Origin of the sequence: Caballeronia arationis, assembly GCF_001544975.2 — a bacterium.
Lineage (GTDB): Bacteria > Pseudomonadota > Gammaproteobacteria > Burkholderiales > Burkholderiaceae > Caballeronia > Caballeronia arationis.
In genome coordinates this window covers 1-18,498 of the sequence record NZ_FCOG02000035.1, presented here as the reverse complement: position 1 = coordinate 18,498, position 18,498 = coordinate 1, and the positions used below count along the sequence as shown (strand labels likewise).

The 18,498-nt window shown below is 66.2% G+C and carries 18 protein-coding genes; 6 read left to right on the top strand and 12 right to left on the bottom strand.

What is annotated here, in order from left to right; translation table 11 throughout:
- Positions 1-67 precede the first annotated feature (67 nt).
- Genes AWB81_RS21220 through AWB81_RS21210 form a run of 3 tightly spaced genes read right to left on the bottom strand, consistent with a single transcriptional unit; the run spans position 68 to position 4,091 of the window.
- The gene (locus tag AWB81_RS21220; RefSeq protein WP_062638524.1) at positions 68-1,450 is read right to left on the bottom strand and encodes a DUF6513 domain-containing protein; all 1,383 of its coding nucleotides are present in this window, start codon (positions 1,448-1,450) and stop codon (positions 68-70) included.
- Positions 1,429-2,028, bottom strand: coding sequence for a flavoprotein (locus AWB81_RS21215; protein WP_062638523.1), 600 nt, complete (start codon positions 2,026-2,028; stop codon positions 1,429-1,431). The genes AWB81_RS21220 and AWB81_RS21215 overlap by 22 nt, the downstream gene beginning before the upstream one ends.
- Positions 2,025-4,091 carry a sigma-54-dependent Fis family transcriptional regulator gene (locus AWB81_RS21210; RefSeq protein ID WP_062638522.1) on the bottom strand — a complete coding sequence of 689 codons (2,067 nt, stop codon included), beginning with the start codon at positions 4,089-4,091 and terminating at the stop codon, positions 2,025-2,027. Before AWB81_RS21210 ends, AWB81_RS21215 begins: the two co-directional genes overlap by 4 nt.
- Positions 4,092-4,430: 339 nt before the next feature.
- On the opposite strand from AWB81_RS21210, the gene AWB81_RS21205 reads away from it, so the two are divergent.
- On the top strand, positions 4,431-4,922 hold the full coding sequence (locus AWB81_RS21205; protein WP_235025852.1) for a dihydroneopterin aldolase: 492 nt from the start codon (positions 4,431-4,433) through the stop codon (positions 4,920-4,922).
- Between the two features lie 10 nt (positions 4,923-4,932).
- Here AWB81_RS21205 and AWB81_RS21200 read toward each other — a convergent pair whose 3' ends face one another.
- The 9 genes from AWB81_RS21200 to AWB81_RS21160 form a co-directional block, all read right to left on the bottom strand.
- Positions 4,933-5,331, bottom strand: coding sequence for a hypothetical protein (locus tag AWB81_RS21200; protein ID WP_062638521.1), 399 nt, complete (start codon positions 5,329-5,331; stop codon positions 4,933-4,935).
- Between the two features lie 78 nt (positions 5,332-5,409).
- Complete coding sequence (fae, locus tag AWB81_RS21195) at positions 5,410-5,919, bottom strand: formaldehyde-activating enzyme (protein WP_062638520.1); 510 nt, start codon at positions 5,917-5,919, stop codon at positions 5,410-5,412.
- A 106-nt stretch (positions 5,920-6,025) separates the two neighbouring features.
- A complete protein-coding gene (locus tag AWB81_RS21190; RefSeq protein ID WP_062638519.1) occupies positions 6,026-6,931 on the bottom strand; it encodes a triphosphoribosyl-dephospho-CoA synthase in 906 nt (301 codons plus the stop codon).
- Positions 6,918-7,880 (bottom strand): ATP-grasp domain-containing protein, encoded by a 963-nt coding sequence (locus AWB81_RS21185; RefSeq protein ID WP_235025851.1) that lies wholly within the window; start codon positions 7,878-7,880, stop codon positions 6,918-6,920. Before AWB81_RS21185 ends, AWB81_RS21190 begins: the two co-directional genes overlap by 14 nt.
- Entirely contained in the window at positions 7,877-8,881 is a 1,005-nt protein-coding gene (gene mch, locus AWB81_RS21180; RefSeq protein WP_062638517.1) for a methenyltetrahydromethanopterin cyclohydrolase, read from the bottom strand. Before mch ends, AWB81_RS21185 begins: the two co-directional genes overlap by 4 nt.
- The gene (locus tag AWB81_RS21175) at positions 8,859-10,040 is read right to left on the bottom strand and encodes an ATP-grasp domain-containing protein (RefSeq protein ID WP_062638516.1); all 1,182 of its coding nucleotides are present in this window, start codon (positions 10,038-10,040) and stop codon (positions 8,859-8,861) included. Before AWB81_RS21175 ends, mch begins: the two co-directional genes overlap by 23 nt.
- On the bottom strand, positions 10,040-10,975 hold the full coding sequence (locus AWB81_RS21170) for an NAD(P)-dependent methylenetetrahydromethanopterin dehydrogenase (RefSeq protein WP_062638515.1): 936 nt from the start codon (positions 10,973-10,975) through the stop codon (positions 10,040-10,042). The genes AWB81_RS21175 and AWB81_RS21170 overlap by 1 nt, the downstream gene beginning before the upstream one ends.
- Before the next feature lie 70 nt (positions 10,976-11,045).
- Positions 11,046-12,080: a beta-ribofuranosylaminobenzene 5'-phosphate synthase family protein gene (locus AWB81_RS21165; RefSeq protein ID WP_062638514.1), complete on the bottom strand. Its 1,035-nt coding sequence runs from the start codon at positions 12,078-12,080 to the stop codon at positions 11,046-11,048.
- A gap of 235 nt (positions 12,081-12,315) precedes the next feature.
- Complete coding sequence (locus tag AWB81_RS21160; RefSeq protein ID WP_062638513.1) at positions 12,316-12,702, bottom strand: 4a-hydroxytetrahydrobiopterin dehydratase; 387 nt, start codon at positions 12,700-12,702, stop codon at positions 12,316-12,318.
- 417 nt (positions 12,703-13,119) lie between these two features.
- Here AWB81_RS21160 and AWB81_RS21150 point away from each other — a divergent pair, with 417 nt between their 5' ends.
- The 5 genes from AWB81_RS21150 (at position 13,120) to AWB81_RS21130 (ending at position 18,309) form a co-directional block, all read left to right on the top strand.
- Entirely contained in the window at positions 13,120-14,931 is a 1,812-nt protein-coding gene (locus tag AWB81_RS21150) for a methanol/ethanol family PQQ-dependent dehydrogenase (RefSeq protein WP_062638511.1), read from the top strand.
- Positions 14,932-15,141: 210 nt separating this feature from the next.
- Complete coding sequence (locus AWB81_RS21145; RefSeq protein ID WP_062638510.1) at positions 15,142-15,555, top strand: c-type cytochrome; 414 nt, start codon at positions 15,142-15,144, stop codon at positions 15,553-15,555.
- Between the two features lie 57 nt (positions 15,556-15,612).
- Positions 15,613-16,503, top strand: coding sequence for a substrate-binding domain-containing protein (locus tag AWB81_RS21140; RefSeq protein WP_062638509.1), 891 nt, complete (start codon positions 15,613-15,615; stop codon positions 16,501-16,503).
- Positions 16,504-16,517: 14 nt separating this feature from the next.
- On the top strand, positions 16,518-17,240 hold the full coding sequence (locus AWB81_RS21135; RefSeq protein WP_087135094.1) for a hypothetical protein: 723 nt from the start codon (positions 16,518-16,520) through the stop codon (positions 17,238-17,240).
- A 55-nt stretch (positions 17,241-17,295) separates the two neighbouring features.
- Entirely contained in the window at positions 17,296-18,309 is a 1,014-nt protein-coding gene (locus tag AWB81_RS21130; RefSeq protein ID WP_235025850.1) for a LysR family transcriptional regulator, read from the top strand.
- Positions 18,310-18,498: the final 189 nt, after the last annotated feature.

Here is an 18,498-nt window from a genome sequence, read left to right as displayed (position 1 = left end):
CGCGGCACTGAAAGCAGACAGCCCCTCGCGGACGAAAGTCCGCAAGGGGCTTTTTCACTTCGAGCGCTCAACTTTTTTTCTTCGTTGCCCCCGGCGCGTGCCACGCCATCAGATCCTCCTCGACGCGATCCACCTCGCAACCCCAGTCGAGCGGCTGATCCTGATCGAAGCGCTTTCCCAATTGCCAGGCAATCTCCGCGCGCGCGAGTTGCACGCCCATGTAGAACGCGTGCCCGCCGTCACTCTCCACTTTCAACGATGGATAAAGCGCGAAAGGATCGGCCGCTGTCTGGTGACCGTCGCGGTTATAGACGTGAATGCCATCGTCGGCCACTTGCACGCGGAAGTTCGGATCGCGCACTTCCCGCGCCAGCGCGTCGATTTCGGCAGCGCTATAGGGAAACGGCCGCTTCGCATGCAGCGCCGACAGATCGCCCGAGATTCCCTTCGGCAGCACCTGCGCTTCGCGGGCCGCGTGCATCACGCGTCTCGCGACGTCGGCCTCGCGCACTGCGCGCCGCGCGTGCAGGCTGACCGACGTCGTCAGCACTGCCGCGACGCGCAACTCCGCCGCCATCCCGAGCAGCACCGCGTTGATGCCGCTCGTGTCCGCCTCGGTCAGTTCGGTGACATTGCCGATGCCCATCATGATCGCGACATCCGGATAGCGCTCGCGCAACGCGACATAACGCGCGATCGACGCCGCGAGACCGAACGGAATCGGATCGAGGATCGGGTCGGCGAGAAACGGACGGCCGCGCAGCGTCATCGCTTCGATGGCCGCGTCGAGCGAAGCCGGATCGCCCGGTTCGCGCGCGACGAGTATCGGCGTCGATGCCACTTCGTCCGCGACCCACAACGTATCGACGTTCAGGCTCATCAGATAATCGGCGCCCGCGCGGCCGCCGCGCACGAGTTCATCGGTGAGCATCGAATCGACGCTCACGCGATAACCCTCGTCCTTCAGCCTGCGCACCGCGTCTTCGAGAAGCGGAAAGGGCGTCTCCGGAAGGCAGCCGATGTCGATCACATCCGCGCCTTGCCGCGCATATTCACGCGCGCGTGCCGCGATGCCGTCGAGATCGAGCCGCGGCGCATCGACGATCTCCGCGAAAATTTCCGTCTCATAGCGCGAGAGGTCGAAGTGCTGCTTCTCGCGCCCGAAGAACTGTGGCAGGTCCTTGACCTCCTCGGGTCCGCGTTCGACGCGCACGCCGTAGTGCTGCGAGAGCGCGTCGAGATCGCCGCGGCAACGGCCGGGCACGATGATCCGGTTCGCCTCGACAGGCGCGCCGACGCGCCGCCGGATCATGTCGGCGGTCATGAGCCCCGCGACCTGCAGGCCGATCTCGCGCACTTCCCACGAGAACGGCGTCGGCTGCATGCCTTCCAGCACTTGATACAGGCTTTTTTCGGCAAGACGGCCAGTCAGGAAGACGATGTGTTCCATGCGAGCCCGAGGTTCGAGAGCCGTTGATCGAGCGCCGTCTTAAGGTCGTCGAGTGAGCGCGCGACGGTCGTGTGCTCGATGCGGGCGAGCCGCTCGACATTCTCGAATTCGATCGCGCGCGGCCGCACCTCGACCCACTCGTGCGGACTCTGCGTGATGACGCTCGGCGCGGTATCGCATGCGAAAACGATGCCCGGCACGCACTGCTTGCCGGCCTGCGCGTAGAGATTGGTCGGCAACGTGTCGGAGATGCCGAGCGCGCACTTGGCGACCGTGTTGCTGGTCGCGGGCGCGATCACGACGGTGTGATAGTCGCCCTGGTACAGCATTCCGACGGGCACGCTGCTCGCGCTGTTGTCGCGGAACACGCGGAAGTGCTCGCGCAGCTTCGGCACGGGCCAGCCGTAGAGCGGCAGCACTTCCTCGCCCGCCGACGACAGGAAGAGATCGACGCCCGGCAGTTTCAGCGCCAGGTCGATGGACTCCTCGATCATGTGACCGGAACCGGTCACGCACCACGCGAAGCGCGCGTCGGGCTTGAACTCGTCGAGCCTTCGAGCGGGCGTGTGTTCGGTCATGCGTCGGAAGCGGTCGATGGTCCGTCGTGTGACAGCCGGATATGCAGCCTGTGCATCTTCCGGTACAGCGTGTTACGGCTGATGCCGAGCACCTTCGCGACGTTGCTCACGTTCCAGCGATGCTCGTCGAGCAGCGAGAGCACCGTTTCACGCTCGCGCACCTGAATCGCGTTGAGGGCGGAGGTGTCGGCGTCGTCGGCGAGATGGGGTGCCGTTTGCGCGGGGATCGCGGGCGGCGCCAGAGAGCGCGTCACCACCGGCTGCGCGGCGTTGCCGTTGACGATGTCGGCGGGCAGATGCAAGCACCTGATCTCCGGCCCGTCGCACAACGCAATCGCCATCTGCAGCACATGGCGCAACTGGCGGATGTTGCCCGGCCACGCGTAGTTGAGCAGCACGTGCCGTGCTTCGGCGCTGAGCGACGGCGGGTCTTCGGTCTCGCTTTCGAGGATGTGATTGATGAGCGCGAGCGCATCGGCACGTTCGCGCAGCGGCGGCAGATTGATCTCGATCCCGTTCAGCCGGTAATAGAGATCCTCGCGGAACACGCCCGTCTGCACGAGTTCGAGCAGGTTGCGGTGGCTCGCGCTGATGAGCTGGAAATCGACCTTGACGGTGGTTTCCGCGCCGAGCGGCGTGACCTCGTGCTCCTCCAGCACGCGCAGGAGCCGCGCCTGCAGCGCCATCGGCATGTCGCCGATTTCGTCGAGGAAGAGCGTGCCGCCGTTCGCCTGCACGATCTTGCCGCGCCGTCCTTCGCGCTGCGCGCCGGTGAACGCGCCCGCGCGATAGCCGAACAGTTCGCTTTCGATCAGGTTCTCCGGCAGCGACGCGCAATTCACCGCGACGAACGTCCCGCCACTATTCGGGCTGATGCTGTGCAGCGCGTTGGCGAAGACTTCCTTGCCGGTGCCGGTCTGGCCGCGCAGGATGATCGGAATCTTGCGCTGGATCACGCGTGCCGCGAGCTGGATCTGCGAGGCCATGCGCGGATCGCCGAATTCGAGGTGCGCGAGCTTGTCGAGGCGTCCGGTCGTCTCGCGCGCGTCCTTTTTCAGCGCCTTCGCGCGCGATGCAGGCGAAAAGTCGCGAGAGATCGGGTCGTTCATCAGGATGCGCCGCGAGCTGTTCGCGGCGTCGCGCGGCGTCTGCGCGGTCAGGAAGAAGCGGCTGTTCGCCTTCGCGCTGTACACCGTCACCGGATGGAACGAGCCGCGGATGCTGCGCGCGATCATGTCCTCCAGCGACGCGTTGAACGCTTCCTCGATGCGCTTGCCGCACAACTCGGCAGGCGAGCGGAAGTCGAGCTGGAAGAGCGCACTGCGGCTTGCGGCGAGCACGACGCCGTCGTCGCTGACGGCGAGCTTGCCCGCGTGCAGCGTGCCGACGAACTCCGGACGGCTGTGAAAGTGGATCATGTTCGCGTGCCGGTAGCGCGCGTCGATCAGGCGATTTTCGATCATCTGCCGCGACATGCCGACGAGCACGAGCGAATGTTGCTGCAAGAGTTTCGAGCGGCTCGTGACGTCGAGCACGCCGACGATCGTGCCGCGATCGTCGAAGATTGGCGCGGCCGAGCAGGTGAGCGACGTGTAGCGCGGATAGAAGTGCTCGTGCTGGCACACCGCGATGCAGTCGCGTTCGATGAGGCAGGTGCCCATGCCGTTGGTGCCCGCTTCGCGTTCGCTCCAGAGGGCGCCGACGCGCAGCCCGTCGGCGGCGACCGCCTCGCCGAACGGCACCGACGACACCTGATGCACGATCACGCCGTCCGCATCGACGAGGACGACGGCGAGTTCCGGGTCCGCCAACTGCTGGTACAGCGTGGTCATTTCGAGCCTGGAGCACGCGATCAGGTCGCTCGCGGCCTCGCGGCGGTCGACCAGTTCCTGCTGCGTGAGTACAGGTGGCATCACGAAGCGTGCGGGATCTAGCCGGAACTCGTTCAGGCAGCGAATCCACGACTGCGCAACGGAGTCGCTCGCGGCACGCGCGGCGAGCGGGTTGTTGACGATGTTCAGTACTTCTCGGACATGTGTGTCGATGTCAGCGAGCGACGACATGGGGGCTTGTCTCCCTGGCGTCCGAACGTGCCGCGTTGTCCGCGGAATTCATTCGGCGCCTAGTATGTTGTGATTCCCCTTGCGCTGCGTTTCTGTCACGAGTTGCTCAAGAACTGAACGCATGCACACCGTGCGGTGCGGGCTGACAATGCCGTCAGCCGGGCCGGCCACCGCGAAATTATCGCAAAACTGTACATCCGATGGCGCGCTTGTTCAATAAGTAGTCGCGCAGAGGAACGTCATCTTGCCCGGTTTTTGCTTGCGATTCACCTGACTTGCACCGGAGACCTCGGGCAAACACCAACCCTTCGAGCCGCGCGCGCGGCGGAGCACATCAACATGGACCGTTTCGATGCGATTGCCCATTCCCGTTTCCCCGATACACCGGCGTTCGATGCCGCAACGCAACATGATCGCGACCAAACGCCGATGGACATCGTCTATATCGAGGGGCTGACGGGAAGCACGGTGATCGGCATCGACAGCAGCGAGCTGCACGAGCCGCAGCCCGTGCGCCTGAGCCTTGCGATCGGCGTGCCGGCGATCCGCGCATGCAGGACGGACCGCATCGAGGACACCATCAACTACGCCGCCGTGCGCGAGGCGCTGCAAGCGCTCTTCGCGTCGCACGGCGTGCGCCTTCTGGAAGCGCTCGCGGAGCGGATTGCGCAATTGCTGATCGCGGATTTCGGCGCGCACTGGGTGCGCGTGTCGCTTGCGAAGCCCGCCAAGTTCGATGATGTCGAGGCGGTCGGCGTGCTGATCGAGCGGCGCCGGCCGCGCGGAGAAGCGACCTATGCGTCGCTCGGCGAGGGGCTGATTCCGAACTAGACGCGCACGCTCATTTCAGCGCCGCCGCCTGCCCGATGCCGCAGGCGCGATACGCCTCTGCCTGCAGCGCGCGGAACTTCTTGGTCTGCGCCTTCGCGCGGTCGACGCGAAACTCCGCGCCGCCTTCGCCTCCGAGCGTCGCGTACTTGGAGAACGTCGACTGTTCGACGAAATCGTCGTAAGAAAGCTTGGCCGCGATGCGGTCGATCGCGCACGAGCATTTGTAGACGTTCACGAAGTCGTGACCGTTGTCGTCCATGCAGCCGAGTACGTACTCCACGCGCCCCTGTGTCGGATAATCGTGGCTCTGCGCCGTGGTGGCCGCCGCGGTGTTATCCGCCGCGAACGCGACCGGCGAAACGAGCGAGAGGCAGGCGAGAGCCAGCAGCGCGCGACGTCGTAAAGTCATGCGAAAAACCTCGGATCGTTGATCTTCGGAATCGCGCGGCCAGCAACCCGCCTGGCCGCGCGGATAACCGCCTGCGGGTCAGTTCGGCGCGAACGGGTGGGCCGCGGTGGCTTTCTTCGCCACGACGTCCTTCGCGCTCGGCTCGCCGGCCACGGCGCGCTGCAGGGCTTCGCGCGTCGCCTTGTAGTTGTACTCCTGAATCTTCTTGTCGTCTTCCGCCTGCCAGTGGATGAAGACGCCGACGCACACGAACAGGTCGTCGGCTTCGTCCGCCGGGATCGTGCCGTCCTCGACGCTGTCCGCCACGGCGAGCGCCACTGCGTGCTGCGCCGGGCCGAACATCTGCACCGCCTGCTTCGCGCCTTTGATCGTCACCTTGTTGAAAAGGATCGTGTTCGGTTTCGTGAGCAGATTCGGCGCGACGACGGCTAGCAGCGACGTGAAGCCGTCCTTGTTGTTGGTGAGCGCGTTGCAGAACGCGGTCTCGGCAGCGGAACCCCGCGGTCCGATAATCAAGTCGATGTGGGCGACCTCGTTGCCGTCGCCAACGAGCGACTCTCCTACCAGGACGCGATTGATCTTGGCCATGCTGTTCCTCCAGTGAATAGGTCTCGGATACTCGACTTGCAGACAACTCGCGACGCCCGTGGTCCGGCCGCGCAAGACTCAAGGTGGGCAGAACGTGGTGTACCTATCATGATCCGTGCCAATCGCATCCGCGCGTTGCGGCGACGCCGGTGCGCGCCGGGTCGAGGCATCCCGCGACGAAGAGCGTGGCGACCGTAAGATCGGCGCTCGTGCCCGGGTTGATGCCGCGCGCCTTGAGTCCAGCGTCCCAGGCGAGGAGTTGCTGCGTCGCGTCCTGCCGGGCTGCATGGGCCGCCGTGGCGCGCCATCGCGCGCGGTGACGCTTCGCTTCTCCCGTGACACTTTGCGCCACCGTCACACCCTGCTTGCGCACAATGTGCGAATCGGGCCAGCCTCCAAGGAAGCTCAGGAACACGTCGAGCGTGATCTCCTTCGGGGTATCGGCCGGTGCATTCGCGACCGCCGAGAGGCCCGTCTCGAAGACGTCGCGAAAGCCGTTCGCATACTGACGCGCAATGCTGTCGCGGTCGGCGGCGAGCGCCATCGCCGCGCGCAGATCGACGCTCGGCTCTGCGTGGACCGATTGCTCGGACGCATCGCCGAGGCCGCCCGGATTCGCCAGCGCGATCGCGCGATAGGCGGCGCGGGCGTCGTCGAGGGTAAGGCGCGCGAGCACGCGCTCCGTGGCGTCACGCCATTCGCGTCCGTTCATCGGCGGCGCAAGGTCGTCGAGCGCCGCTGCGAGCGGCGCGACGAGCAGCACGATGCCGAGATTCGTGTTGCAGCCTGCAACCTCCAGCGTGCGTGTCATGGCGTCGAGAATGCGCGTGCCGACGCGCGCGCCCGGCACGAACAGCGCGCCGGCCGCCGCCTGCGCGCTCGCGATGAACTGCGCGGCGGTCATCCCGTGTCCCGCGCTATCAACGCTCACGTTGCCCGGCTTCTGCGTCTCGACGTCCAGTTCGCACGCGCGCAGGAACGCGTCGCGTACGGCAGATTCAGCGGGGCGCATCGCCGCTCGCGAGCGCAACGGGCGCGCGCGAACCCGCGAGCTTGCGATCCAGCAGGTCGTCGGCGAGCGCGGCGGCGATGTCGAGCTTCGTCACCGATTGCAGCCCGCGCCACGCCGCGACGCCGTTCACTTCGAGCACCAGCGGGCTGGCCGGATCGTCGTTCGAGGGAATCAGGTCGACGCCCGCGTAATCGAGGCCGAGCGCCTCTGTCGCGCGGATGGCCGTCGCGGCGAGCGCGTCGGTCAGGAGCGCCGGTTCGCAGGCGGCGCCCTGCGCGAAGTTGTGAATCCAGCCTTGGCCGCCGACGCGCCGCATCGCCGCGACCGCCCGCCCGCCGATCACGAGCACGCGCCAGTCGAAGCCGGGCTGGCCGCCTTCGACATAACGCTGCAAATAGGCGACTTCGCTGAATGGCCGCAGCGACGGCAACGGCGCGAGCCGGCCGCGCGTAGTCGCGCCGAGCCGCCGCAGGCCCTTGCCCTGCGAGCCGAAGAGCGGCTTCATCACGACCTTGCGGCCGGCCGCCGCCTCGCGCATCAGGACGCGCTGCGCGAACGCGGCGGATTCGCCGGCCCAGGTGGCGGGCGTCGGCACGCCGTGGCGGTGGAGGAGAAAGCTCGTCATCGACTTGTCGACACTGCGCTCGATCGCACGCGCGTCGTTGTAGACCGGCACGCCGCTTTCGCGCAGCGCGTGCAGCACGCCGAGCCTGAGCGTCACCTGCTCGAACGTGCCGCCCGCGATGCCGCGCACGAACACCGCATCGGGCAGCGCGTGGCCGAAGCCGGGAATCGCGAGACCGTGCGGCGCCCAGGTCGTGTCGATGCGGCAGTCGGCCAGATCGACGCAGCGCGCCTCGGCGCCGCGCGCGCGAAACGCTTTCTTCAGGCGCGAGGTGTGCCAGCCGGTTTCGTCGGTCATGATCGCGACGCGCAATCCGTCGCTCATGGTTTTCCCCATTGCGAGCGCAGGAGCGCGTCGTCGATGCGTCCGCCGTGCCATGTCGCGCCGCTTTCGAGGCTGCTCACCCAGACTTCGGCGGGCGCGAAGAGCGCGGCGTCGATCTGATAGAAGTCGTAGTTGAACGACGTGAAGATTTCCGCGAACGGGCGCCCGTAATCGCGCGCGTTTTTCGACGGCAACTCTGTCGCGAGGCGCTCGGCCACCGCGTCGTGCTTCACGGTCAGGTGCACGCGGCCGCCGTAGAGAATCGCGTCGTTGGTGCGGCCCATCGCCTGGATGCCGTCGGGCGACGGCGGCGGCAGCGGCGCGGTGCCGCTCCCTTCGACGATCTCCGCGAGATCGACGCCGAGCACGTGCGTCTTGTGCAGCGCAACTTCCACGACGCGGGCCACGACCTGCACCGTGCCCGCGACAGAGTGTGTCGGCGTGACGACGATCGTCAGGTTTTCCGGCGCGAGCGCGCAGTCGCGCAACACCTTGTCGATCACGATCTGCGGCGGCAGGCGGTCCACTTCCATCACCAGCGCGCCGCGGTCGTGGCGGTCGCGATAGCCGAGTTCGTCGAAGAGCGGTTCCTTCACCGCGAGCGCGCGCGCCGGGCCCGAACCGAGCGAGAAGAACTTCTTGCCGCCCGTCTCCTCCTTGCTTGCCGAGAGGCTCCAGCCCGCGTACTGGCTGCCGAGACAGGCGAGCACGGGCGTCGAGGTGTGGACTTCGACGAGGCTCGGCCAGAACGGCTCGGCGTCGTCGCTCATGCGGCGCGCCACGCGCCCGAGGCCGCCCATGCAGATGCGCGCGATCAGGAGGCCCGCTTCGACGCCGCCGGGCGCGTCGACGCCCGCATCGACGATCGTCGAGCCGCCTTCGGTGCGCGTGACAGTTACGCCGAAGCGCGCGGCCTGGTCGACGAGACGAGCGACCAGCCGTTCGGCGAGCGCGTTCACGCTTAAGATCCGCGCGGGATCAATGGGTTGGGATGACGTCATGGAAAGACTCGCGGCAGGTTTCGATGCGTTGCAGGAAAAGCGCGTGCTGGCGTTCGAGTTCGCGGCGCACGGCATCGACGGAAGGCGCCGTGACGACGAGCGTGCAGACCGGCTGGCCCGCTTCGATGCGCGTGCCGGCGAGCGGCACGTCGTGGCACGCGGGATCGCCGGAACAGGCGTCGCTGAAAGCCGGCGACACGGTGAAGCCGAGCGGCGCGAAAACCACGCGCTGGCCCGCCCGGCGCGGCGGCGCGGGTGGTTCGGCGGGCAAGTGGCCGTCGAGGCACGCGTCGATGTGACAGCCGATCAGACCGCACGGCCAGACTGCGGGCCACACGGCGTCGTAGAGCGTCATCGTCGACGAGGGGCGCGCGTTGATTTCGAGCACGCGGATCGCGTCGCCGTCGAGCAGGAAGTCGATGCTGTTCAGCCCGGCGAGGTCCGTGCGCCAGACGATGGCGCGGATCGCTTGTTCCAGCGCTTTGACCGTGTCGCGCGGCAGATCGACTGGGCCGAGCGAACCGGCGTGCACGAACGGCAACGCGCCTGCCTCGACGCTCAGCTGTTCCGCGAAGCCGATCAGCGTCGCCTCGCGGCGCGCGCCGATGAAAAGCGCGGACATCGGCTGGCCGGGGGCGCGGCGCTGGAAGTAGACATCCGCACCCGAAGAAGCCGCCTCGATATGCACGCCGCCGCAGCCGTCCGCGCGCTTCGCGATCCATCCTTCGGGGTTCTCCGGGCGCGCGAATGAAACCTCAGGGTGCCCGATTCCCAACTCGTCCAGCAGCGCGAAAAACCGCCGGGGATCGCGCACCGCCGCCGTCGCCCCGGCGCCATTGCCGATCAGCCTCGGCAGCCGCGGCTGTCCGAAGAGCGCGTCCATATGCGGCTCCATGCCGCTCGTCGCGATGAAGCCGAGCATGCGCGGCAGGCGCGCCGTGCGCTCAAGCGCATCGACGAGCCGCGCGCGGTCGATCGAAAGCCCCTCGCCGCCGATGTCGAACCACGCGCTCGCATGCTCGCGCGTATCGCGGTCGCCGAACAGGTCGAGCGCGACCGGGTTCAGCCCCGCGCGCGCCGCCGCCTGCGCCAGCATCCGTGCCGACAGCCCCGCGACTGCGACGCACGGCGCGCGCGAGAAAGGCGTCGCCGCGTGCATCAGCCGAGGCCGGCGGCGATCGCGCGGGCTTCGTCGAAGGCTTCCGGAAAGCCGAGGTACACCGGCTTGTTGCTCGTGCGCATCCTGACAAAGAGCCGGTGCTCGACCTGATACTTGACGTTGCCGATCGCGAGCGCGCCGATGCCGATCGCGTCCGAACGCGCCGCGCCCGCGAGCGGCTTGCCGTCGTCCATCACGTTCACGCCCGCGATGCCTTCGGGCGGCACCGCGTTGACGTCGGCGGCGACCAGCAGGTTTTTCGCAAACGCGAGATCGGCCGTGCTCATCACCTGGACCCCCGCGACCGCGGTCGCGAACACGACTTCCGCGCGCGCCAGCTCCCTGTGCAGTTGCTCGCGGTTGCCCGTCGCGACGCCTGAGGTCGCGATGTCGAAGCGGCGGTTGATCTCGTCGCTGACCTGCGTCGCGCGCGACTGGCTCGAATGGCTCGCAATCGCGACGTCGGCGCCGAGCGACGCCGCCATCGCCGCAGCCACGCGCCCGACCGCGCCCGTGCCGCCGAGGATCAGCACGCGCCGGCCGCCCAGTTCGACATTGTGCTCCGCCTTCAGATGCCGCTCGACCAGCGCGACGAGCGCCGCCGCCGTCGTGTACGAGCCGCTCGGGTCGGCGAACACGGAGACTTCGAACGGCGGGACCATCGCCTGGCGCGCGCGGTCGAGCATGTCGGCGGCGAGCATCACGTCGCGCCCGCCGATGAAGATGCCCGTGCGCGACACGCCTTTCGGCCCGCGCGAGAAGATCGCGTCCTGCGTCAACTGGACGACGCTGTCCTCGTCGACGTTGCAGTACGGCACGACGATCTGGTAGCCGGCGTCGGCGGCCATGTTGACGTCGAACGGGCTCATCTGCGGCGTCGCCGTGAACATGTGCAGGATGAAGGGCCTTGGGGTGCTTTCGTTGGCTTCGGGCATGGGTCAACTCGCTTGGGTTTCAACGGCGGCAGGACGGGCAGAGCGGCACGCCCGGGCACGCCTTCTCACGTCACGCGGCGTCGATGCCGCATTTCTCTTGATTGGCCGTCCGCCAGTGCGCGCCGCGGTTGCGGCCGGTGGCGATCGAGCACGCAATGGAAGGCAGCGCGCGGCTCGCCTCGCGCGCCACGGCGAGCGCGCGTTCGGCCTGGCGCTCGCCGCGCAGGAACGCGAAGCCGGTCGGGCCCCACGAGGTCTGTCCGATGCCCGCTGTCTCGACCGCGGCGACCGCGTCCAGCACGCTCTCGACGGCCGGGCTCGAGAACACGCCGCCCTGCACGGGCGCGAAGTAATCGCCGATGGTCTGCTGCAATTCGCCGATGCCCTTCGCGAAGGCGTCGAAGTCGCTTTCGGCGATTCCCGGCAGGATGCGCATCAGGACGAGATGGCTCAGATGCGCCGCGAGCGCGCGCGGAAAGGCGCCGAGGGCGGCAAGGCCGCGTCGCTCCTCGTCGCCGTGCAGGCCTTCGCGCGAGGTATCGTCGACGAGCAGCACGCGCCAGGCTTCGGGAAACGGCTGGCGAAACAGGAGCGGCGGCACCCGCGCGCTGCCCGCCGTGAAGTTCGCGCCGTGTCCGCCATCGACCATCAGCCCGCCGTGGTCGAAGCCGTGGATGCCGATCCCCGAGCGCGCGCCGCGTTCGAGGAGGCGCGCGATCTGCGTCGTGGTCGCGCCGCGGCCGGCGAGCCGCACATAGGCCGTGCCGACCGCCAGCGCGAGCTGCGTGCCGGAGCCGAGACCCGTATGCGAGCGCGGCGATTCGTTCACTTCCACCGCCACCGGCGAGCCGCCGAACGCCGAGCGCAATTGCTCCAGATACCGCTCGATGCGCGCGCGCTGCGCTTCGCTCGTGGCGCCTTCGACCCGCATCGCTTCCGCATGCCGTGCCGTGATGCGCGTGCCGTGCGTATCGATCGTCAGGCCGACACTGCCGAACGCGCGTCCGAGCGAGGCATTCGGATCGATGAAGCCGAGATGCAGGCGCGCGGGGGCATCGACCGTCACGGCCGATGGCGGCGATAGGCGACCGGAAGGCATCTGCATCGCGAGTGTCCCAAGGTTGAGGTCGGCGTTCCAGACGGTGCTGGCTGGGCGTGTCGCGCATGGCAGCCGCGCGAGCCGAGCATCTTAGGCAAGAGCCGTACCAGCCGGAGCCAGGCGGGCCGGGGCGCCGGCGCGCGCAGGGACGGAGCGCACTGTGTCACGCATGCGCCACACTGTTCAACCGGACTTCAGCAAAGTGCTCAGGCGCCTGTCGCCGCGAAGACGCGGCAGAGGCTCAGGACTTCGCCGCGTCGTACTTGATATAGCGGAAGCGCTGGTCGTCGGCGGGGGTGCCTTCGAGCGGACCGCCTTCCTTGCCCGGCTGCCACTGAATGACATCCTCAATTTTCGTCGCGAGCGCGAAGTCCTTGTCGGTGATGCCCTTTGCCGTGTGCGTCATCAGCTTCACGACGACGAACGCATACGAGACGGTCAGGTCCGGGTGATGCCACGCCGCTTCCGCGAGATGACCCACGGTATTGACCACCATCAGCGTGCCTTTCCAGCCCTCCGTCTTGTACTTGCGCCTGAGCCAGCCGTCTTCCAGATACCAGTGCTGCAGCGCGCCGGTGAGCCGCTCCTTGATTTCTGCTTCGGTGTAGACCTTCTCGGCTTGAGTCATGGCGATGGCCTCCAGAGGCGATGTCGATGAACAAGAAGTGCGTGCGTCCAGTATGCGCCATCGTGGAAAAGGCGCCCGGGTGCTGCATTGCGTCATGGACGAAGGGCGCCGGAAGTGTGGCGCGCGGCGCGCTTCGTATCGCGGATTTGACACAGTATGTGTCGCGGGCCCGTCGCCGCGACGCCCGGCCGCCGCGGCCGACGCGCGTGCAGGCCACGTGCAGCCCGCGTGCGGCAGCACCGGAGCGGCAGCTGCGCATTCCGGCATGGAATATGCAATTGCCCCCGATACGCAATAAGCCCGGCAATGAACCGGGCTAGGCGAAGCTCGTTACCTGCATTCGAGAAGGCGCGCGGGAATGCAAGCCGGTAGCGTGGTCATCCCTGGGTCGGACGGCATCACCATTCTGGAGGAGACATGAACTTACGCACCCTGGTTCTTGGACTGGCGGTGGTCGCGACGACGAGTCTGAATTCGTATGTCGCTCAAGCAGACTCGCAGCTCGACACACTGATCAAGAACCCATCGAACTGGGCGGCACAGGCGGGCGATTATTCGAATCACCGCTACAGCCCGCTCAAGCAGGTCAACGAGCAGAATGTCGGCAAGCTACAGGTGGCCTGGACCATGTCGACCGGCGTGTTGCGCGGTCACGAAGGTTCGCCGCTCGTCATCGGCGACACGATGTACATCCATTCGCCGTTCCCCAACAAGGTCATCGCGATCAATCTGAAGGACCAGACCTTCATCTGGCAATACGAGCCGAAGCAGGACACGCAGGTCATCTCGGTGATGTGCTGCGACACGGTCAACCGGGGCCTCGCTTATGGCGACGGCAAGATCTTCCTGCAGCAGGCCGACACGAAACTCGTCGCGCTCGACGCGAAGACGGGCGAAGTGAAATGGACTGCGCAGAACGGCGATCCGAAAGCGGGTGAAACCAACACCAACGCGCCGCACGTCTTCGGCGACAAGGTGCTCACCGGCATCTCGGGCGGCGAGTTCGGCGTGCGCGGCCGGCTGATCGCGTACGACATCAAGACCGGCAAGGAAGCGTGGAAGGCCTACAGCACCGGCCCCGACAGCGAAATGCTGATGGACCCGCAGCAGACGATGACCTGGACCGACGGCAAGATGGCACCGATCGGCGCGGACTCATCGCTCAAGAGCTGGAAGGGCGACCAGTGGAAGACCGGGGGTGGCACGACCTGGGGCTGGTATGCATGGGACCCGAAGCTCAACCTTGTCTACTATGGCACCGGCAATCCGGGCACATGGAACCCGACGCAGCGTCCGGGCGACAACAAATGGTCGATGTCCATCTTCGCTCGCGACCTGAACACCGGCAAGGCGAAGTGGGTCTACCAGATGACGCCGCACGACGAATGGGACTATGACGGCGTGAACGAGATGATCCTCGCGGACCTTCCGATGGGCGGCAAGAAGGTTCCGTCGATCGTCCACTTCGACCGCAACGGCTTCGGCTACACGCTGAACCGCGAAACGGGCGAACTGCTCGTCGCGCAGAAGTACGACCCGGCGGTGAACTGGGCCGACAGCGTCGATCTGAAGAGCGGCCTGCCGGTGAGAAACGCGACGTATTCGACGCAAAAGGCCGGTCCGGACCACAACGTGAAGGGCATCTGCCCGGCGGCGCTTGGCTCGAAGGACCAGCAGCCCGCTTCGTTCGATCCGAACTCGGGGCTCTTCCTCGTGCCGACGAATCACGTCTGCATGGACTATGAGCCGTTCGAAGTCGAGTACGTGTCGGGTCAGCCGTTTGTCGGCGCGACGCTCTCGATGTTCCCGGGCCCGAACGAGAAGGGCGCGATGGGCAACTTCATCGCGTGGGATGCCAGCAAGGGCAAGATCGCCTGGTCCAAGCCGGAGAAGTTCTCGGTGTGGTCGGGCGCGCTGACGACGGCAGGCGGCATCGCCTTCTACGGCACGCTTGAGGGCTATATCAAGGCGGTCCGCATCAAGGACGGCAAGGAGCTGTGGAAGTTCAAGACCCCGTCAGGGATCATCGGCAACGTGTTCACGTATCAGTTCAACAGCAAGCAGTACATCGGCGTGTATTCGGGCATTGGCGGCTGGGCGGGCATCGGCATGGCAGCCGGCCTGCAGAAGTCGACCGAAGGCCTGGGCGCGGTTGGCGGCTATCGCGAACTGGCGAAGTACACGGCGCTCGGCGGCACGCTCTTCGTGTTCGCCATCCCGGGCGGCTGATCCGTTCCTGCCCGATCTCTGAGTCACATCAAGAGTTGAAAAACGCACGTCACGCCCCGCCTCGAAACATGAGGCGGCGGCTGGCGGCGTCCCGAAAGCAGTTGAAGTTCGTGTTTCACCTCGGCGAGAACGCCGGAAGAACAGTAACCATTGCATGCGACCCGGGTCAGGCGCTAAAGGCGCCAACACGGTTCGACAGGAGACAGACATATGAAAGGCCGATCACTTTTGCCGCTGGCGATAGCACTCTTTGCGTTGCCCCCTTCCTATGCCCAGACCGATGCCGGGCAAATGAAGCCGGTGGCGTACAAGGTCGTCGACGGCAACAAGGTCGACAGCAACACCCTGCAGGGCTGGAAGACGTGGCGGGCCCTTGCGTGCGAACGCTGTCATGGAGCGAAGCAGGAAGGCATGGTCGGCCCGTCGCTGATCGAGGCATTCAAGACGCTCGATACCAAGGAGTTTCACCGCACGGTATTCGGCGGACGTGTCGACAAGGGCATGCCCGACTTCAGTTCGAGCCAGATGATGCAGAAGAACTGGGAAAACCTGTACGCGTATCTGAAGGGACGCTCCGACGGCAAGATCAACCCGGGCGACTTGCAGGCCATCGATGCCAAATGACGTGCTTGCGTGCTACGTTGTGTCATCGTGTGCCCGAAGTCATAACCGGAGGTGTCGATGTCTGATTGCAAGGTAACCCGCGTCTTCGTTGCGCGGCTCGCCGCCGCGCTGCTCTCGGTGTGCGCCGCGCAAGGCGCATTCGCCCAGGAAGCCGCGCCGCTGCCCAACAACGACGGCGCCGACGGCGTGCTGCGTGTCTGTGCCGACCCGAACAACATGCCGCTGTCGAACAACAAGGGCGAGGGTTACGAGAACAAGATCGCTGCCCAGATGGCGAGCGACTTCGGCTACAAGGTCGAATACACGTATTTTCCGCAGCGCATGGGCTTCATCCGCAATACGCTGCGCGCCAAGGTGCCCGACAGCGAGCGCTTCAAGTGCGATCTCGTGATCGGCTTGCCGAAGGGCTATGACCTCGCGGCCACGACGCGCCCGTACCTGCATTCCACGTACGCGATGGTGTTCCCGAACCGGCCCGAGTTCGCGAGCATCCAGACGCCTTCCGATCTGCTGAAGCTGCCGCCCGAGCAACTGAAGAAGCTGCGGCTCGGCATCTTCTCGCAGACGCCCGCCGTCGACTGGCTGCTCGGCAACAACCTGATCGAGCAGGCGGTGTCGTACAAGGTGCAAAGCGGCGACCCGCAGGCGTTCCCCGGCGAAATGATCGAGCACGACCTGACGAAGGGCACCGTCGACGTCGTGTTCCTGTGGGGACCGATTGCCGGCTACTTCACGAAGCGCGCAGGCGATTCGGTGCGGCTCGTGCCATTCCCGCCGACGCCCGGCATCCGCTTCGATTACGAGATCTCGATGGGCGTGCGCTACGGCGAGAAGGCGTGGAAGGACAAGATCGACAACTGGATCGCCACGAACCAGCCGAAGATCGACCAGATCCTGACGGGCTACCAGGTGCCGCTCCTGCCCCTGCAACCGGTGTCGGCGCAATGAGAGGCTTGCCTGTGATGAAGATCGCAGTGAGCCTGCTTGCACTCGCGCTCGCGATGCAGGCGAACGCCGCCGACAAACCCGGCAGCGACATCGCGCCGGCCGAACAGCTGCTCTTCATGTCGCCGCACATGAAGAGCGTCGGCGCACAGACCGAGCTGGACTACGCGATGGACATGTCCGGCCCGCCCGCGAAGGTCAACGATACGGTGCGCGTGCTCGTCGTGAGCGCGGGCAACGCGAACGGCGATGCCCGCGTGTCCGATCGAACAGGGCCGGTGGAAGTGCCGGGCAACCTGCCGTGCAATCCGGTGATCCTGTACTTTCTCGAACACGACATCGCCGAGATGGAGCAGATGACGGGCGGCAAGCGCCGCTATTTCCAGCAGCGCGTGCGGCTTGCGCTCGCGGCCGGGCCGCCGATCACGCAGATAGTGAGCGACGCGGGCGGCAAGAAGGTGAAGGCGCAGAAGATCGTGATCCAGCCGTACCTGGACGATCCGAACGCCTCCCGCTTTCCGCAGTACACGGCCAAGCGCTACACGTTCATCGTCGCCGACGACGTGCCCGGCCACGTGATGACGATCCGCGCCGAAGTGCCGGGCCAGAACAACGATTTCGATCATCCGCTGCAAACGGAGACGCTGAACTTCCAGAGTGCGCAGCATGCGCTCGTGCCCGCGAAGCCCGGCGATCCCATTCCCCAGAAGCCGGCGAACGCACCGCGCGCGAGCCGTTGATTGTGGTTGCAGCCGGGCGCGCCGCCCGGCTTTCCTCGACGCATGGCCGCCCATCGTGAACTTCATCCGCTCGCTGACGTTGCGCCAGTTGCAGATCTTCGTGATTGCGTGCCGCTGCCCGAGCTTCGCGCGCGCGGCGGAGGAACTGCATCTCACGCAGCCCGCGGTGTCCATGCAGATCCGGCAGCTCGAAGAGGCGATCGGACTTCCGCTCTTCGAGCGCGTCGCGCGCAGGCTTTCGCTGACCGAAGCGGGCGAGCGGCTTTCGCATCACGCGAGCCGGATCCTCGGCGAGATCAAGGATGCCGAGGATGCGATGATGTCGCTCACGCAGGCCGACAGTGGATCCATCGCGGTGAGCATCGTGAGTTCCGCGACTTACTTCGCCCCCAAGCTTCTTGCGCTTTACTCGCAGCAGTATCCGAAGGTCGACGTGCGGTTTTCGGTCGGGAATCGCGAGACGCTTTTGCGCTGGCTCGCCGACAACGCCACCGACCTCGCGATCATGGGCCGCCCGCCGCCTGAACTCGGCACGACTGCCGAGCCGCTCGCGTATCACCCGCATGTGATCGTCGCGCCGCTCACGCATCGCTTGCGGCATGCGCGGCGCTTCGATCTTCAGGAGCTCGCGGAAGACACGTTCCTGCTGCGCGAACCTGGCTCGGGCACGCGCGCGGTCGCCGAGCACATGTTCCGCCAGCATCTGTTCGTGCCGGCGCGCAGCGTGACGCTCGGCAGCAACGAGACGATCAAGCAGGCCGTGATGGCGGGCATGGGCGTGAGCCTGATCTCGCTGCACACGCTCGCGCTCGAATTGCGCACTGGCGAGATTGCCGTGCTCGACGTGAACGGAACGCCGATCGAGCGCACGTGGCAACTGGTGCATTCGCGCTCGAAGCAGTTATCGCCCACGTGTCTCGCGTTCCGGCGGTTTCTGCTCGAGCATGCCGAGCCTTTTCTCGAAACCGAATATGCGCCGTTCGGGTTGCGGCGCGGCAAGCGTCCGCAGGGGGAGTTGATTGGCGGCGCGGCGGCGCAGGCGGATGCGGATGCGGGTTCGGTCCGGTAAGTTCTTCTCTGGCGCTCGGGTGGGGTTGGGGTTGGGGCTGGTTGTCGTTGAACGCCGTTCGGTTTTTGTGTACTTCGCTTTTTGTGGAACTTGCTTTCTTTGTGGTCTATTAGCTCTGCCCCTGTCCGGGGCGGGACTTACTTTCTTTGCTGCTGCAAAGAAAGTAAGCAAAGAAAGCAGCTTTTTCAG

Excerpts from the sequence above, each read along its gene's own strand:
- AWB81_RS21220 (WP_062638524.1), bottom strand. The coding sequence starts at position 1,450 with ATGGAACACATCGTCTTCCTGACTGGCCGTCTTGCCGAAAAAAGCCTG.
- AWB81_RS21215 (WP_062638523.1), bottom strand. The coding sequence starts at position 2,028 with ATGACCGAACACACGCCCGCTCGAAGGCTCGACGAGTTCAAGCCCGAC.
- AWB81_RS21210 (WP_062638522.1), bottom strand. The coding sequence starts at position 4,091 with ATGTCGTCGCTCGCTGACATCGACACACATGTCCGAGAAGTACTGAAC.
- AWB81_RS21205 (WP_235025852.1), top strand. The coding sequence starts at position 4,431 with ATGGACCGTTTCGATGCGATTGCCCATTCCCGTTTCCCCGATACACCG.
- AWB81_RS21200 (WP_062638521.1), bottom strand. The coding sequence starts at position 5,331 with ATGACTTTACGACGTCGCGCGCTGCTGGCTCTCGCCTGCCTCTCGCTC.
- fae (WP_062638520.1), bottom strand. The coding sequence starts at position 5,919 with ATGGCCAAGATCAATCGCGTCCTGGTAGGAGAGTCGCTCGTTGGCGAC.
- AWB81_RS21190 (WP_062638519.1), bottom strand. The coding sequence starts at position 6,931 with ATGCGCCCCGCTGAATCTGCCGTACGCGACGCGTTCCTGCGCGCGTGC.
- AWB81_RS21185 (WP_235025851.1), bottom strand. The coding sequence starts at position 7,880 with ATGAGCGACGGATTGCGCGTCGCGATCATGACCGACGAAACCGGCTGG.
- mch (WP_062638517.1), bottom strand. The coding sequence starts at position 8,881 with ATGACGTCATCCCAACCCATTGATCCCGCGCGGATCTTAAGCGTGAAC.
- AWB81_RS21175 (WP_062638516.1), bottom strand. The coding sequence starts at position 10,040 with ATGCACGCGGCGACGCCTTTCTCGCGCGCGCCGTGCGTCGCAGTCGCG.
- AWB81_RS21170 (WP_062638515.1), bottom strand. The coding sequence starts at position 10,975 with ATGCCCGAAGCCAACGAAAGCACCCCAAGGCCCTTCATCCTGCACATG.
- AWB81_RS21165 (WP_062638514.1), bottom strand. The coding sequence starts at position 12,080 with ATGCAGATGCCTTCCGGTCGCCTATCGCCGCCATCGGCCGTGACGGTC.
- AWB81_RS21160 (WP_062638513.1), bottom strand. The coding sequence starts at position 12,702 with ATGACTCAAGCCGAGAAGGTCTACACCGAAGCAGAAATCAAGGAGCGG.
- AWB81_RS21150 (WP_062638511.1), top strand. The coding sequence starts at position 13,120 with ATGAACTTACGCACCCTGGTTCTTGGACTGGCGGTGGTCGCGACGACG.
- AWB81_RS21145 (WP_062638510.1), top strand. The coding sequence starts at position 15,142 with ATGAAAGGCCGATCACTTTTGCCGCTGGCGATAGCACTCTTTGCGTTG.
- AWB81_RS21140 (WP_062638509.1), top strand. The coding sequence starts at position 15,613 with ATGTCTGATTGCAAGGTAACCCGCGTCTTCGTTGCGCGGCTCGCCGCC.
- AWB81_RS21135 (WP_087135094.1), top strand. The coding sequence starts at position 16,518 with ATGAAGATCGCAGTGAGCCTGCTTGCACTCGCGCTCGCGATGCAGGCG.